Source organism: Candidatus Dadabacteria bacterium, assembly GCA_026708565.1.
In the GTDB taxonomy this organism is placed as follows: domain Bacteria; phylum Desulfobacterota_D; class UBA1144; order Nemesobacterales; family Mycalebacteriaceae; genus Mycalebacterium.
On the sequence record JAPOUR010000039.1, the window covers coordinates 21,512 to 36,572 of the forward strand.

The 15,061-nt window shown below is 56.3% G+C and carries 14 protein-coding genes and 2 tRNA genes; 5 read left to right on the forward strand and 11 right to left on the reverse strand.

Annotated elements, in window-relative coordinates; genetic code table 11:
• The first annotated feature begins 2 nt into the window (after positions 1-2).
• The 3 genes from OXF42_05085 to OXF42_05095 are packed head-to-tail and all read left to right on the forward strand — an operon-like array spanning position 3 to position 3,183.
• Entirely contained in the window at positions 3-434 is a 432-nt protein-coding gene (locus OXF42_05085) for a hypothetical protein (protein MCY4047466.1), read from the forward strand.
• 32 nt (positions 435-466) lie between these two features.
• Positions 467-1,891: a class I SAM-dependent DNA methyltransferase gene (locus OXF42_05090; GenBank protein MCY4047467.1), complete on the forward strand. Its 1,425-nt coding sequence runs from the start codon at positions 467-469 to the stop codon at positions 1,889-1,891.
• Positions 1,888-3,183 (forward strand): restriction endonuclease subunit S, encoded by a 1,296-nt coding sequence (locus OXF42_05095; protein MCY4047468.1) that lies wholly within the window; start codon positions 1,888-1,890, stop codon positions 3,181-3,183. Before OXF42_05090 ends, OXF42_05095 begins: the two co-directional genes overlap by 4 nt.
• A 20-nt stretch (positions 3,184-3,203) precedes the next feature.
• Here OXF42_05095 and OXF42_05100 read toward each other — a convergent pair whose 3' ends face one another.
• The 4 genes from OXF42_05100 to OXF42_05115 all read right to left on the reverse strand — a co-directional run bounded on the left by OXF42_05100 (position 3,204) and on the right by OXF42_05115 (position 5,873).
• Positions 3,204-4,451: an ATP-binding protein gene (locus tag OXF42_05100; protein ID MCY4047469.1), complete on the reverse strand. Its 1,248-nt coding sequence runs from the start codon at positions 4,449-4,451 to the stop codon at positions 3,204-3,206.
• 198 nt (positions 4,452-4,649) lie between these two features.
• Positions 4,650-5,366 (reverse strand): DUF4918 family protein, encoded by a 717-nt coding sequence (locus OXF42_05105; protein MCY4047470.1) that lies wholly within the window; start codon positions 5,364-5,366, stop codon positions 4,650-4,652.
• Between the two features lie 18 nt (positions 5,367-5,384).
• A tRNA-Ser gene (locus tag OXF42_05110) sits at positions 5,385-5,476 on the reverse strand.
• A 10-nt stretch (positions 5,477-5,486) separates the two neighbouring features.
• Complete coding sequence (locus OXF42_05115) at positions 5,487-5,873, reverse strand: cytochrome c (GenBank protein ID MCY4047471.1); 387 nt, start codon at positions 5,871-5,873, stop codon at positions 5,487-5,489.
• A gap of 52 nt (positions 5,874-5,925) precedes the next feature.
• On the opposite strand from OXF42_05115, the gene OXF42_05120 reads away from it, so the two are divergent.
• Positions 5,926-6,007: transfer RNA gene (locus OXF42_05120), tRNA-Leu, on the forward strand.
• A gap of 2 nt (positions 6,008-6,009) precedes the next feature.
• Here OXF42_05120 and moeB read toward each other — a convergent pair.
• Complete coding sequence (gene moeB / locus OXF42_05125; GenBank protein ID MCY4047472.1) at positions 6,010-7,161, reverse strand: molybdopterin-synthase adenylyltransferase MoeB; 1,152 nt, start codon at positions 7,159-7,161, stop codon at positions 6,010-6,012.
• 99 nt (positions 7,162-7,260) lie between these two features.
• On the opposite strand from moeB, the gene rsmI reads away from it, so the two are divergent.
• Positions 7,261-8,103, forward strand: a complete 843-nt coding sequence (gene rsmI / locus OXF42_05130) for a 16S rRNA (cytidine(1402)-2'-O)-methyltransferase (protein MCY4047473.1) — start codon at positions 7,261-7,263, stop codon at positions 8,101-8,103.
• Here the strand turns inward: rsmI and gatA are convergent.
• The 6 genes from gatA to OXF42_05160 all read right to left on the reverse strand — a co-directional run bounded on the left by gatA (position 8,100) and on the right by OXF42_05160 (position 14,072).
• Positions 8,100-9,566 carry an Asp-tRNA(Asn)/Glu-tRNA(Gln) amidotransferase subunit GatA gene (gene gatA, locus OXF42_05135; protein ID MCY4047474.1) on the reverse strand — a complete coding sequence of 489 codons (1,467 nt, stop codon included), beginning with the start codon at positions 9,564-9,566 and terminating at the stop codon, positions 8,100-8,102. The two genes, rsmI and gatA, sit on opposite strands and share 4 nt — an antisense overlap.
• Positions 9,563-9,853, reverse strand: coding sequence for an Asp-tRNA(Asn)/Glu-tRNA(Gln) amidotransferase subunit GatC (gene gatC / locus OXF42_05140; GenBank protein ID MCY4047475.1), 291 nt, complete (start codon positions 9,851-9,853; stop codon positions 9,563-9,565). Before gatC ends, gatA begins: the two co-directional genes overlap by 4 nt.
• Positions 9,850-10,815 carry a glutathione synthase gene (gshB, locus tag OXF42_05145; GenBank protein MCY4047476.1) on the reverse strand — a complete coding sequence of 322 codons (966 nt, stop codon included), beginning with the start codon at positions 10,813-10,815 and terminating at the stop codon, positions 9,850-9,852. The genes gatC and gshB overlap by 4 nt, the downstream gene beginning before the upstream one ends.
• Positions 10,816-10,820: 5 nt before the next feature.
• Positions 10,821-11,930 carry a glutamine-hydrolyzing carbamoyl-phosphate synthase small subunit gene (gene carA / locus OXF42_05150; GenBank protein ID MCY4047477.1) on the reverse strand — a complete coding sequence of 370 codons (1,110 nt, stop codon included), beginning with the start codon at positions 11,928-11,930 and terminating at the stop codon, positions 10,821-10,823.
• Positions 11,927-13,357: an Asp-tRNA(Asn)/Glu-tRNA(Gln) amidotransferase subunit GatB gene (gatB, locus tag OXF42_05155; protein ID MCY4047478.1), complete on the reverse strand. Its 1,431-nt coding sequence runs from the start codon at positions 13,355-13,357 to the stop codon at positions 11,927-11,929. Before gatB ends, carA begins: the two co-directional genes overlap by 4 nt.
• Positions 13,358-13,418: 61 nt before the next feature.
• Positions 13,419-14,072, reverse strand: a complete 654-nt coding sequence (locus tag OXF42_05160) for a hypothetical protein (GenBank protein MCY4047479.1) — start codon at positions 14,070-14,072, stop codon at positions 13,419-13,421.
• Positions 14,073-15,061: the final 989 nt, after the last annotated feature.

Sequence of the window (15,061 nt, forward strand, 5' to 3'; positions counted from 1 at the left end):
TAATGAACTTCCGTATTGTTATTTTGTATGCAGTTGTTGCAATTCCGCCTTGGTTTTTAGATGAAATACCTGTCGGTAGTGGTGGTATGGGAGATTTCCTTCTTGCCTTTATGGAATTGTCAGGAACTCTTTTAGGATTTGTTATAGGAGGTTTGGCTATATTTACCACATTTGGCGGAACTTTAATCAATAATATGAAAAAGACAGGCCATTACAGATGTCTTGTTAACAACTTTTACGTGACTGGGGCTTCCCTCTTCTTATGTATGTTGTTCTCAATTGTTTGTTACTTTATTCCTCGTTTGTTTATTTGGAAAGTCGGTTGCTCTATTTTGTTGATGTCTCTTGTTTCCTTGGTGATGACAGGACGGCGGTTTTATACTGTCATGAGGTTTATTGGTAAGCCCGAGGGCAACCCCAATGTTTTAGACTAACCGAGAGGCAATCTTGTTAAGAAGGGCAACCCATGACCGTCTCCACAACCGTTAAAACCATTCAAGACATTATGCACAAAGACGCCGGCGTTGATGGCGATGCTCAGCGTATTTCTCAGTTGACTTGGATGTTGTTCCTGAAAATCATAGATGATCAGGATGATGAACTGGCTCTGATGGTTCGGGGCTACAAGCCGCCAATTCCCGCCGCATTGCGCTGGCGCAATTGGGCGAAAGACCCTGAGGGAATTACCGGCGATAGATTGTTGGATTTTGTTAACGGCGATCTCTTTCCAAAACTCAAAAACTTGGCAGTAAGCAAGGATGAACGCCGCCGTATTGTCCGGGAAGTGTTTGCGGACGCTAACAACTACATGAAATCCGGTCAATTAATGCGGCAGGTAATCAACAAGATACAGACCATTGACTTCAACAAACTTGCCGAGAGGCAGCATTTCGGCGAGATATACGAGAAAATACTGAACGACCTGCAAAGCGCGGGTAATGCGGGAGAGTTTTACACGCCCCGCGCCCTCACCAGTTTTATGGCGGCGCGAACAGACCCCAAGCCGGATGAGATAGTTTTAGACCCCGCTTGCGGCACGGGCGGCTTCCTCACTTGCGCCATTCGGCACATGCGCGATAAACACATAAAAGCGCCGAAGCAGGAAAGCGAAATGCAAAGCAATCTGAGCGGGTGCGAACTCAAACACCTGCCCTATGTTCTTTGCGTTACCAATATGCTGTTGCACAACATAGCGTCCCCTTCCTTTGTCAAACATGATGACATGCTCGCGCGTCCGCTTACGAGTTACACAAACTCCGACCGCGTTGATGTTGTGCTGACTAATCCGCCGTTTGGCGGCGCGGTAGCCCCCAATATTGAGCGTATTTTTTCAAAGGAGTTTAGGACAAAAGAAACCGCCGATTTGTTTTTGGTTTTGATTATGCGTCTGCTCAAGCCCGGCGGGCGTTGCGCCATTGTGTTGCCGGATGGCACACTGTTCGGCGAGGGCGTTAAAACCCGCATTAAAAAGCAGTTGCTTGAAACCTGCAATCTTCACACGATTGTCCGCCTGCCGAATAGTGTTTTTCGTCCCTACGCTTCAATCGGGACTAATCTGCTGTTTTTCACAAAGGGCGAAGAGACGCGCCATATTTGGTATTACGAGCATAAAGTCCCCGAAGGGCAAGCGGCGTATTCCAAGACAAAGCCGATTAGGTTGGAGCATTTGCAGCCGTGCGCCGATTGGTGGGACAAGCGGCGCGAAAATGAAAACGCTTGGAAGGTGGACATAAAGGAAATAAGAGAGCGCAATTACAATTTGGACATCAAAAACCCGCATGGGCGGAAAACAGAGAGGCAACACACCAGTAAACAATTGTTGAGCATGTTGCATCGTTCATTTGCGGAAAGCAATGAATTATTGAACCGACTCAAAGAGGAGTTGAAATGATGACAGCATGGGAAAAATTTCAAATCGGGGAATTTGTCTTTGAGAGAGAAGGCAAATACAAACCTCATCATGAGGCTATAGTGGGTCTGCAAAGAATTGATAAGATTGATTTTGACGGCAATTTTCATTTGTCTGGCAAACCAAGCAAGACAGGTATGATCTTGATTAAACCTCGAGACTTGGTGATATCAGGTATTAATGTTTCCAAAGGGGCACTAGGTGTTTATCAGGGAGATGAAGATGTTTCAGCGACCATACACTACTCTTCTTATACTTTTGATGAGAAGAAGATTGATGTTGACTATTTTAGGTATTTTGTCAAATCTGAATCGTTTCTTGATTTGCTTGAAAAGCAAGTTGGAGGGGGGATTAAGACCGAGATAAAACCTCGGCATTTCTTGTCGCTTACAATATCTCTCCCGAATAAGTCAGAGCAAGAAGAGATAGTTAAGAAATTTCGGAGGATAGAAAAAGAGTACGCGAAGTTGCAAATTGCAATTGAGCAACAGAGAGCATTAGTATCAAATCTTCGCCAGATGATTCTGGATATGGCGGTGCGCGGTAAGTTAGTGCCGCAAAATCCGAAAAGTGAACCGGCGGCGGTGTTGTTGGAGAAAATCAAGGCGGAGCGGCAAAAGCAGGAGAGAGCGGGCAAGGTCTCCGCTAATCCGTTGCCGTCTCTCACCGATGAAGAAAAATCGTTTACCATTCCTGTGGGTTGGGAGTGGGCGCGGCTTGGTGAAGTATTGATTTATGATGCGGGAATCAATGTAACTCCGGGACAACTGAAAGGTGAGAAGTGGCTTTTGGAGCTGGAAGATATTGAAAAAAATACCAGCCGCCTTTTGCAGAAAATCAAAGTAAAGGAACGCTCGGCAAAAAGTCATAAATCAGAATTTATGAAAGGCGATGTTTTATACGGAAAACTACGCCCCTATCTGAATAAAGCGCTTGTTGCAAGCGAGGATGGCTACTCTACGACTGAAATCGTCTCTCTCAGGCCTTATTGCGATATTGTGCCGGAGTACGCTGTTGTCTGCTTGAAGAGAAGCGATTTCCACGCTTATGTAGAACAGTCCGGCCAAGGAACAAAAATGCCGAGACTGAGAAAAGTGGACGCTATCAAAGCCAGTTTTCCCCTTCCTCCGCTTGCCGAGCAAAAGCGCATTGTTACGAAAGTGAACAAGTTAATGGCATTGTGCGACAAACTGGAGGCACAGATTACTGACAACCAGAACAATACCAATGAGTTAGTGAAGGCAATTTCACGGGAAACTTTCCCCAATGCTTAATGGACAGAACCCATAACCCCTCACCCCATCTCCCACAAACAAGAAACCGGCGCCGCCCTCAGTCCTTTCTCAAACGAAACCGCCGCCTCTCCATCATAGAGTATCACCCCGGCGGCAAACTTTCTTCCCGCCGCATCCCGCAACTTGCGGAGGGCTTTGAAATCCTTGTTTGTTACGGTTGAGGAGGCCTTTACCTCCACGCCGAAAATTCTGCCCTTGTGCTCAAGCACAATGTCAATCTCAACCCCGTCTTTGTCTCGGAAATGACTGAACCGCACCGCATCCTCATGGCAGTCCGCCTGCCGTCTTAACTCCTGATACACAAAGGTCTCAAGCATTTGTCCGAACGTCTCCCTGTCGTTCCAAAGCCCGGCACCGTCAAAGCCGAGCAGGGAGCAGGCAAGCCCCGTGTCGCCAATGTGCAGTTTCGGTGTTTTCACAAGACGGCTCAGCCGGTTGCTGTGCCACGGGGGCAACTCCTCAAGCAGGAAGATTTGCGACAACAGGCTTATATACTCGCGTATTGTGGGACGGCTCACCTGAAGCGGAGAGGCGAGGTCCGACACATTCAGCATCCGCGCCGTCTGTCCCGCTACCGCCGTCAGCAGGCGCAACAGGTCATCCGACCGTTTTATGCGCGACAGGTCGCGTATGTCTCTCTGAATAAGAGTGTCAATATAATCCGCATACCAGTCCGTCCGTCTGCGGGCGGTTTTGCGGGCAAGGGCCACAGGATAGCCGCCTGCTGCCACGCGACCGGCAAGTTTTTGCCCCAGACGGCGGTTTGCGGAACCCGCTTTGATCTTTCCGCCGAACAGGGCGGATAAAAAACGCGGCTCCCCTACCGCAATCTCCGCCTGCGACAGCGGATGCAGCCGGAGTATGCTGATGCGCCCCGCAAGAGAATCGGCAAGTTTGGGCGTCAACATCACATTTGCCGAACCGGTGAGAATGAAACGCCCGGGCCTTCTGTCCCTGTCCACAGCCAGCTTCAAAGCCGTGAACAGACCCGGCACGCGCTGCACCTCGTCTAAAATAACTCTCTCCGGCAGGTCGGCCACATAACCCGCCGGGTCATTCGCCGCCGCTTTCATCTGAACATCATCGTCAAAACTGATGTATGCGTAGCCGTCCGCCTCTCCCGCCCGCCGCGCAAAGGTCGTTTTCCCGCACTGGCGGGGGCCGTGAACCAACGTTACGGGAGAATCGGACAGACACTCCCGAAGCCTCGGCAAGAGATGGCGGTTATAAATTGTGTCTTTTTTCATAACGGCTGATTGTAAGTTATCTTTCGGCTAATTGCAAGTTTATTTGCGTCTAATTGCAAGTATAACCCTCGGCTGATTGTAAGTTTATAGTCCGGCTGATTTTCATTTAGTATGCGTCTAATTGCAAGTTTGTTTGCGTCTAATTGTAAGTTCAGTATCCGGCTAATTGCAAGTTACACCTGCGGCTAATTGCAAGTTTCAGGGGCGGCTGATTGAAAGTTTCTCAATAAACTCGCGGAGATGCCGCGCCGTGTGGCGGCTTTGGTATTGGACAACATAGCGCGGGTGGGGCAGGGGAATGATCTCGCCGAAATAGCCGCGCTCCGCATTCAGGGCTTGCAGGTATTCGCTGTTTTTGCCCATGCCGAGACACCATGCGACATCGCGCAGTATGGGCATGCTCATATAGCGCGACATCGCCTCATCTATGAGGGGCTGCACGGCGCGGGTGAGGGCTTTGGTCTCATAGTAGTTGCAGTTGACCCAGTTGCCGCGCGGGTTCTTTTTGACCAGCCCAAGCGGCAGCGGCGAGTTGATATAAAAGTCGCCGTAAAACGCGCTTGCGCCGCCCCACGCCCGCACCACCTCATATATGAAAACCGATGAGGGCTCGCGGGTCGTAATGCCGCGCGAGTCTATCCCCAGAGGGTCCGCAAGGCGGTGGCTGTCTGTGAACGGCACTCCGGTCAGCCCCGCTCCCAGCCGCCCCGGATTGATGCCTAAAATCAAATGCCGGGGGCGGGTGTCGGCGTAATACTTGCGGTAGAAATCCGCGCTTATGGGAAGCGCCTCGCCGCGCGCAAAAGGGTTCATCATCCTGTTGCCGGAAGGCAGCCGCGCCGCCCGGTCGCCCAGCGTTGCCAGATGCTCGTTTAGGGCGATTGCATGGTCTGCAAATGTGGTTTTTGTTTTCAAGATTTTTGCGGCGCAAAATGGCGGAGAGGATGGGATTCGAACCCATGAGGGAGCGTAAACCCCCTACACGCTTTCCAGGCGTGCACCTTCGGCCGCTCGGTCACCTCTCCGTTTGCCGTCCTACTCTGTCGCGGGCTCACAGCCGCATATATCTTCTCTTATGTAGGCAATGACGTTCCACGCGCCCTCGTCTCCGAGCACCCCTCCCCACGGGGGCATCATCGCGGACTTGCCGACCGCCATGCCGCCTTTGGTTATAACCTCAAACAAATACTCGTCCGTCAATGTTGACAGATATTCCGCATCGCTCAGATCTCTGGGCTTGGGGGTGAGAGCCGCAGACGCAATGCCGTCTCCCTTGCCGCCCTCGCCGTGACACGAGGCGCAGACCGTTATGAAAGACTGTTTGCCCGCCTCGCCGTCCCCCTTTGCCGCAAACGCGTCCGCGCAAGCAAACACCGCCGCAAAGACGGCAAGAAAAGCGAATGTGGCGTTTTTTCCTTTCATTGATAAATCACCGCGCAACAGGATAATTAACTTCCGTCATATTTCCAGTTCCGGGCGGGTGGCGAAATGGCAGACGCGACGGATTCAAAACCCGTTGGGCAACCCCCGTGAGGGTTCGACTCCCTCCCCGCCCACTTCAGTAACGGGGTATGGACGGGTCAAATTTTTCCGCCCATTCATCTATTCCGCCTTTAAGGCTTTTGACTTTTGTGAAGCCTTTTTCAATCAGCAACTCCGCCGCCTTGAGGCTTCTGCCGCCGTGGTGGCAATGGATGACTATGCTGTCGGCGGAGTCCAGCTCCCCCATCCTCCCCTCTATCTCGGACAGGGGCAGCAGAACAGAGCCCTCTATCCGGCAGATTTCATGTTCGTGCGGCTCTCTCACATCCACAAGTTTGGGGCTGTCGCCGCCGTTCCAGAGTTTTCTGAATTCCTCAACGCTGATTTCATTCTCGCCCACGGCGCTCTGCGCGATGCTCTCGTCTCCGACGGGTATGCCGCAAAACTGCTCGTAGTCTATGAGTTCGGTAACGGTCGGCGCGTCTCCGCATATCGGGCACGACTTGTCTTTGCGGAGTTTCATCTCCCTTGGCGACATCTCAAGGACGTCTATGAAGAGCAACCTTCCGACAAGCGGCTCTCCCGTGCCGAGGATGAGTTTGACGGTTTCCGCCGCCTGCATTGCGCCCACTATGCCGGGCAGAACGCCCAGCACGCCGCCTTCGGCGCAACTGGGAACAAGGCCGGGCGGGGGCGGTTCGGGATACAGGCATCTGTAGCACGGGCCCCTTTTGGCGTCAAAAACGCTCACCTGCCCCTCAAAGCGGAAAATGCTTCCGTAAACATTGGGCTTGCCAGAAAGAACGCAAGCGTCATTCACAAGGTAGCGGGTGGGGAAATTGTCCGTCCCGTCCACCACCACATCGTAGCCGCCGATTATCTCCATCGCGTTGCCGGATGACAGTCTCTCATTGTGAATGGTAACTTGCACATCGGAATTGAGGTCGCCTATTCTCTTTTTTGCGCTCTCCGCCTTCAGTTGGCCGAGAGTGCTTTCGCCGTGAATTATCTGCCTCTGAAGGTTGCTGAAATCAACCACGTCAAAATCCACTATCCCTATGTTGCCGACCCCGGCGGCGGCAAGATAAAGCGCCAGCGGAGAGCCGAGCCCTCCCGCCCCTATGCACAACACCCGCGCCCCGAGCAGTTTTTTCTGCCCTTCGGGACCGACCTCCGGAAGTATCAAATGCCTTCCGTATCTGCTTGCCTGTTCTTTGGTAAGTTCCATTTTCCCCTCACAAAACCGCCTTAATATCACACCCGCGCCCCGTGTTGTCAACGCGCCGCAGGGTTTGCAAGCCCGCCCGATAACGGGAAGCATAAAGCCGTGCCGCGTCTTTACATAGTAGCCACCCCGGTCGGAAACCTTGAGGACATCACCTTCAGGGCGGCGCGAATTCTCAAAGAGGCCGCCGCCGTGGCGTGCGAAGACACAAGGGTAACCCGCAAACTGCTGACAAAATACGGAATTAAAACCCGCCTCATATCGTGCCACGAGCACAACGAGGCGCGGGCGGCTGCGCGAATAGTCGGCATACTCAAAGACGGGGGGGACGTCGCCCTTGTTACGGACGCGGGAACGCCTCTGCTTTCCGACCCCGGGCACAGGGTTGTGGCGCGGGCGGCGGAGAACGGCTTTGAGGTCTCGCCCGTGCCGGGCGCGTCCGCGCTTCTTTGCGCCCTTGCCGTTTGCGGGCTTCCGTTTTCGGGGTTCACCTTTCTGGGCTTTCTTCCGCGAGGCCGGGCGCGCGCCCTCAGGGCGCTTGAGGAAGCCGCGTCTTCCCCCCGCCCGTTTGTGGTTTACGAATCGCCGAAGAGGGCGGCGTCCGCGCTTAAACTGATAATTGAGGCGGCGGGAGATCGCCCGGCGGCGCTGTGCCGGGAAATGACCAAGATTTACGAAGAGGTTTTGCGCGGGCGGCTGTCCGAGTTGTCGGACGGTCTTGCGGGGCGGGAGACGCTGAAGGGCGAGGTGGTGATAGTGGTCGGCGGCCCCGAAGAGGGGAGGGCGTCTCTTGAAAAAGATGAGATAAAGGCGCGCCTTGCCGCGCTTAAAGAAGGGGGCGCGGGTTTCAGGGAGGCGGTTGCCGGGGTTTCCGGAAGCGCCTCAAAAAACGCCGTTTACAATCTCGCCCTTGAAGTGTGGGGCAGGGGGGCGCGCAAAGACTAAATCCCCGAAGGGCGAAGCCCGTCAAACCTTCCGGTTGATTCCAGCGCGCGGGCGGCCCTGATGACGGTTTGCTCGTCAAACCGCCTTCCGATGATTTGAGCGCCTATGGGAAGCCCCGATTTTGTGAGCCCGCACGGGACGGAAATTGCGGGAACGCCCGCGATGTTGGCGGGGATGGTGAGCGCGTCCGACAGATACATCTTTATCGGGTCGCCCGTTTTTTCGCCCAGTTTGAAAGCCGCCTCCGGCGCGGTGGGCGTCATTATCAGGTCCGCCTTTTCAAATGCGGTGTAGAACTCTTCGGTGATAAGGGTTTTGACCTTCTGCGCCTTGAGATAGTAGGCGTCGTAATACCCCGAAGAAAGCGCGTGCGTGCCGAGCATTATCCTTCTCTTCACCTCTTCGCCGAACCCCTCGCTCCGGCTTTTGACGATCATCTCCTCAAGGGACTGCGCATCCCCGGCGCGCCTTCCGTATCTTACGCCGTCATATCTGGCAAGGTTTGAACTCGCCTCGCACGGGGCGATTACATAGTAGGCGCTCACCGCGTATCCGGTGTTGGGCATGGAGACGTCCACTATTTCCGCGCCGAGGGATTCCATGTCTTTGAGCGCCTCGCGCACGCAGTTTTCCACCTCTCCGTCCATGCCGCCGATGTTGAAATACTCGCGCGGCGCGGCGATCTTCAGCCCCCGAACTCCGCCGTTGAGTTCCGCAATGAGGTCCGGCGCGGGCGTGTCGCGGGAGGTGGAGTCTTTTTCGTCAAAACCGGAGATTGCGCCGAGCAGGATTGCGGCGTCTTCAACGGAGCGGGCAAGGGGCCCCGCCTGGTCAAGCGATGACGCAAACGCGACCATTCCGAACCTGCTCACCCTTCCATAGGTGGGCTTCATTCCCACCACGCCGCAAAACGCCGCCGGCTGCCTGATTGAGCCGCCCGTGTCCGTGCCGACCGCCCCGCAGCACATTTCCGCCGCAACCGCCGCCGCGCAACCGCCGCTTGAGCCGCCCGGAACTCTTGCCGTGTCCCACGGGTTTTTTACCGCCCCGAAATACGATGTCTCGTTTGAAGAGCCCATGGCGAACTCGTCCATGTTGTTTTTTCCGATTATCACCGCGCCCGCCCGCCTCAGCCGTTCGGCAACGCCGGAGTCATAACCGGGAACGAAATTTTCAAGAATCCTTGAGCCGCAGGTAAGGGGCATGCCGCTCACCGCGAACAGGTCTTTAAGCGCCACGGGAACGCCGTGAAGCGCCCCCCGCGCTCCGCCCGCCGCAATCTCTTTTTCCGCAACTTTTGCGGCGGCAAGCGCCGCGTCCGCGTCAAATCCGATAAAGCAGTTCAGTTCGCCGTCAATTCCGGCTATGCGCTCCGCCGCCGCGCGGACAAGGTCTGTCGGGGAGGCTTCCCCCGCCTTTATGAGCCGCGCCGCTTCGGCTATGCCCGGAAAACTGTCTTTCACTCCACCACCCTCGGCACGGAGAAAAAGCCGTCCGCAGACTCAGGAGCGCCTGCGGTTGCGCCTTCGCTTTTTTCCGCCGCGGCGTCCTCCCTCAGCCGCGCTTTCGTTTCAAGCGCGTGAGAGGCGGGCTCAACCCCACCCGTGTCAAGCCCGTTCAGGTTTTCCATGTATTCAAGAATTTTCGCCAGATAGGAGCGAAACCGCTCCGTCTCCTCTTCGTCAAACCGGAGCATTGCGAGTTTTGCCGCATTTTCCACTTCGTCTTTTGTGATTTTTTCCTTTGTCATTTTCCCTTCCGCCGGATGAGGTCTTCGGCGAAATCCATTATATCGGACTCCAGCCGCGCGCCCTCAAGCCGGTTGATTTCGCGCACGCATGTCGGGCTGGTGCAGTTGATTTCCGTAAGCATGCCGCCCACGATGTCTATTCCCGCCAGATATATGCCCGCCCGCCGCAAATGCCCGCCGAGCGCGCCGCATATCTCCCTGTCTCTTTCCGTTATCTCCGTCTTCGCCGGGCTTCCGCCGGAGTGAAAATTGCAGATAAAACCGCCTTCCGGCGGAAGCCTGAGAACCGCCCCGACGGGCTCGCCGTCAAGCATGATGATCCGTTTGTCCCCCCCTGAGACCTCGCGTATGAACTCCTGCGCCATAACAAAAACCCGCCCGCCGCCGGTCGCTTTCCCTATCAGTTGCCGCGCGTCCGCGCCGGTCTCAATCCGGACGATTCCCTCTCCGCCGAAACCGTCAAGCGGTTTGACGACTATTTTTTTCTTTTCGGCGAGGAACTCCTCAATCCTTTCCGTGTCTTTTGAGACAAGCGTGTCGGGCATGAAGCGCGCGAATTCAAGCGCGCTTAATTTTTCGTTTGATTTCCTTATCGCGTCCGGCCGGTTGATGACGGCGGCTCCGCGTTTTTCCGCAAGCGAGAGGATGTGCGTCAGATACACGTAGTCCATGTCAAACGGCGGGTCTTTTCTCATCCAGACCGCGTCCATCTCTCCGAGGTTTGCTTCTTCGGGCGCGTCTGTGCGGAAAAGTCCGCTCATGTCTTTTGCATCGTCCGGCGGCTCGCTCACGCGTATGCGCCGGGCGGAGCAGAGAGGGGCGTCTCCCCGCGCCGCAAGCGTTTCGGGCTTCACGTAATAAACCCCGTGCCCGCGCCGCTGAGCCTCAAGCATCAGGACAAGCGTGGTGTCAGTCGCCGGGTTCAGAGACTCCGGCGGGTCCATTATGAATGCCATGTTCATAACTTTCAGAAACCCATCAGCCGCAGGAAGTCTCCAAACAGGTAGGAGGAGTCGCGCGGGCCGGGGGACGATTCGGGATGATACTGGACGGAGAAGACCGATTTGGAGCGGTTTTCCAGACCCTCCACCGTGTTGTCGTTCAGGTTTATGTGGGTTATCCGGGTGTCGCCGCCGAGAGAGTCGGGGTCAAGGGCGAACCCGTGATTTTGCGAGGTGATCTCCACCTTTCCGTCCGCCAGCCGCTGAACCGGCTGGTTGCCCCCCCGGTGGCCGAACTTCATCTTGAAGGTTTTCCCCCCAAGCGCGAGGCCGATTATCTGGTGGCCGAGGCATATTCCGAAAACCGGAACATTGCCGAGAAGTTTCCCGATGTTGTCCGCCGCATACCGCACCGCTTCGGGGTCGCCGGGGCCGTTTGAGAGAAAAACGCCGTCCGGCTTTAGGGCGAGAACGTCTTTTGCCGGAGTCTGCGCGGGAATGACCGTCAGGGCGCAGCCGGCGTCCGCAAGGTTTTTCATTATGCTGTGTTTTATTCCGAAATCGTAGGCGACAACCTTCGGGGATTTCCCGCCGCCCCCGCGCGGCGGGCTTCCGCCCTGCCCGTTGTTCCACTCATAGGGGGTTTTGCAACTTACTCCGGTTACAAGGTCCAGCCCCATGATTCCCGGCGCCGCCCTGACTTTTTTCAGCAGACTTTGCGGGTCGGCATCCTCGGTTGAAACGCCGCACTTCTGCGCGCCGCCGGTTCTAATCTTCCGGGTGATTTCCCTTGTGTCCGCGCCCTGTATGCCGACTATCCCGTGCTCCTCCATGTATTTGTGAAGCGGCATCGCGGAGCGCCAGTTGCTTGGCTCGTCCCAGTATTCCTTGACCACAAGCCCCCGCGCAAAGGGCTTTGAGGATTCGCAGTCTTCGGGGTTCACCCCGTAGTTTCCGATTTCGGGGTAGGTCATTGTGATTATCTGCCCGTTGTAGGACGGGTCTGTCAGGATTTCCTGATAGCCGGTCATTGAGGTGTTGAACACCGCCTCGCCGAAACTCTCCCCTCGCGCCCCGAAGTTTTTTCCTTCAAAGACCTCTCCGTCTTCAAACACCAAAAGGCATTTTTTGCTCATTTTTCGCCTCCGAGAATTTTTTTCAGTTCCTCGCCCGCCACTTTCGGGTTCACCTTGCCGCCGGTTTCCTTCATCACCCCGCCCACAAAAAAGCCCATCAGTTTTTCCTCCCCGCCGCGAAACCTCTCGGCCTCTTTCGGATGTTTTTCCACAAACTCCCGCGCAATTTTCCCTATCTCCCCTGCGTCCGAAACCTGAGACAGCCCCGCCTCTTTGACGATTTCGGCGGCGGTCTTTCCGGTTTCCGCCATCTGCGGGAAGACCTTCTCCCTTGCGACCACATTGCTTATTTCGCCGCGCTTTATCATCGCCACCATTTCGCCGAGGTTTTCCGCCGAAACCGCAAAATCCCCTCCGCCGTCCTCGCGCCCGGCAACGTTTGTGAGTATCCAGTTTGCCGTCTCTTTCGGCGCGCCGCTTTTTCTTGCCGCCGCCTCAAAGTAGTCCGCAAAACCGCGCTCCGCCGTGAGGCGTTCGGCATCCTCCGCCTTTATTCCGTACTCCGTTTGAAACCGCCGCATCTTTTCGGCGGGCATTTCCGGCAGGTCTTTTTTCCGCCGCTCAACCGTCTCCGTTTCAACCACAAGGGGGGGCAGGTCGGGGTCGGGGAAATACCTGTAGTCATCTGCCTCTTCTTTTGAGCGCATTGCAAAGGTTTTGCCGCTGTCGGGGTCAAACAGCCGGGTTTCCTGAATCACCTCTTCCCCGCCGCGCAATGCGGCGGCCTGCCGCGCCGTTTCGTATTCAAGCGCCTTTTTGATGAACTTGAAGGAATTAAGGTTTTTGATTTCCACCTTGACTCCCAGCCTTTGGCATCCCGCCGGGCGCAGGGAGATGTTCGCGTCGCACCTGAGGTTTCCCTTTTCCATATTGCCGTCGCACACGCCCGCATAGCGCAGGATTTGCCGCAGCAGCCGCACATACCGCGCCGCCTCATCCGGCTCGCGCATGTCCGGCTCGCTCACTATTTCAATCAGCGCAACGCCGGCGCGGTTCAGGTCAACGAGGCTCGCCGCGCCCGAATGAATGAGTTTACCGGCGTCTTCCTCCATGTGTATGCGCGTTATGCGGATTTTTTTCTCCTCCCCGTCCGCGCCGATGTCAATCCAGCCGCCCCGCGCCAGCGGCTCTTGATACTGCGATATCTGGTAGCCCTTGGGCAGGTCGGGATAAAAGTAGTTTTTGCGCTCAAAGCGCGAGACCCTTTCAACGGAGCAGTTTGTCGCCACGGCGGCGGTAACGGCAAGTTCCACCGCTTTTGCGTTCAGCACCGGCAGCGCGCCCGGCATTCCGAGGCAGACGGGGGAAACGTTTGTGTTCGGCTTCGCATCGGTGTCCGCGCGCGCCGGGGCGGGCGAGAATATCTTTGAGCCGGTGAGGAGTTGGGCGTGAACTTCAAGTCCGATTACGGCTTCGTAATCAGTCATAGGGCAGGTGTCTCCAATTTGCGCGGTAAAGGTGAAGGATAGGGCGGTTTTGTCAAGTTTGCTATTTGAGAATCGCTCCCGTTTTTTCACTCCACAGCAGCAGGTCCATCTCGTCCATGTCAAACCCGTGGCACTTTGCGTAGCGCCGCAGCGCGCCCTCAATCTCAAGATACCGCTTTCCGCGCGCGGGCGGCGCGGGGTCGTCAACCACTCCCATTTCAAACAGGCAGTTCATTATGTGCTTGTCTAAAATGGCGTATCCGCCCAGTCCGATGTTTCTGAGAAAATGGCTCGCCTCCTTGAAGCCGATGCCTTTGATGTCCGGGGTTTCCGCAAAAAACGCCCGCCTTTTGTCCGGGTCGTCAAACGACATTATGAGCCGTCTCATCTCCATACCGTGAGTGTCTCTGAGGTAGTTTCTGGTGTGAAGAAGGTATCTCGCCCTCTCGTTCGGAAACCTGTGCGCGCCGTTTTTTTTCAGCAGACGGGAGAACTGTTTTTCCGACCTTGCCGACATGATTACGGGGCGGACGGCGGCTATGGATTTGAGCCCCATCCTTGCGCTTGCCCCGGCGGTGAAGATGCAGAACGCGAGTTCCTCAAAGATTTCCGCATCGTCGGCATGTTTGATAACGCGGCGGAATCCGGTGAGTTTCTTTCTTATTTCGCTCCGTTTTTCGGAGAGCGATTTTTTCAGGGTTTTTACGGTCAGCACGGTCGGGCAAAAAAAACCGGCGGGCTTAAGCCGCCGGTTTTTTCTCCGGAAAGGTTATGACTTTTTCGGTCTGCCGGGTCCGCGCCGGACGCCGGAGCCCTTGGGTCTGCCGGGTCCGCGTTTAACGCCCGAACCCTTCGGCCTGCCCGGCCCGCGCTTGACGGCGGTTGCCGCTTTGACGCCAGAGCCTTTGGGTCTGCCGGGTCCGCGTTTGACGCCAGAGCCCTTCGGCCTACCGGGCCCGCGCTTGACGGCGGTTGCCACTTTGACGCCAGAGCCTTTGGGTCTGCCGGGTCCGCGTTTAACGCCGGAGCCCTTCGGCCTACCGGGTCCGCGTTTGACGGCGGTTGCCGCTTTAACGCCTGAGCCCTTCGGCCTGCCCGGCCCGCGTTTAACACCTGAGCCTTTCGGTCTACCCGGCCCGCGTTTTACCGGAGCGGCGGTTTCCTCGGCGACCATTCTGGGTCTGCCGGGTCCGCGTTTAACGCCGGAGCCTTTGGGTCTTCCCGGCCCGCGCTTAACACCTGAGCCCTTCGGCCTGCCCGGCCCGCGTTTTGCCGGAGCGGCGGTTTCCTCGGCGACCATTCTGGGTCTTCCGGGTCCGCGTTTAACACCAGAGCCTTTGGGTCTTCCGGGTCCGCGCTTAACGCCTGAGCCCTTCGGCCTGCCCGGCCCGCGTTTTGCCGGAGCGGCGGTTTCCTCGGCGACCATTCTGGGTCTTCCGGGTCCGCGTTTAACACCAGAGCCTTTGGGTCTTCCGGGTCCGCGCTTAACGCCTGAGCCCTTCGGCCTGCCCGGCCCGCGTTTTGCCGGAGCGGCGGTTTCCTCGGCGACCATTCTGGGTCTTCCGGGTCCGCGTTTAACACCAGAGCCTTTGGGTCTTCCGGGTCCGCGCTTGACACCTGAGCCTTTGGGTCTTCCCGGCCCGCGCTTGACACCTGAGCCTTTCGGCCTGCCGGGCCCGCGCCTTCCCGTGGCGGGGGCGTAGG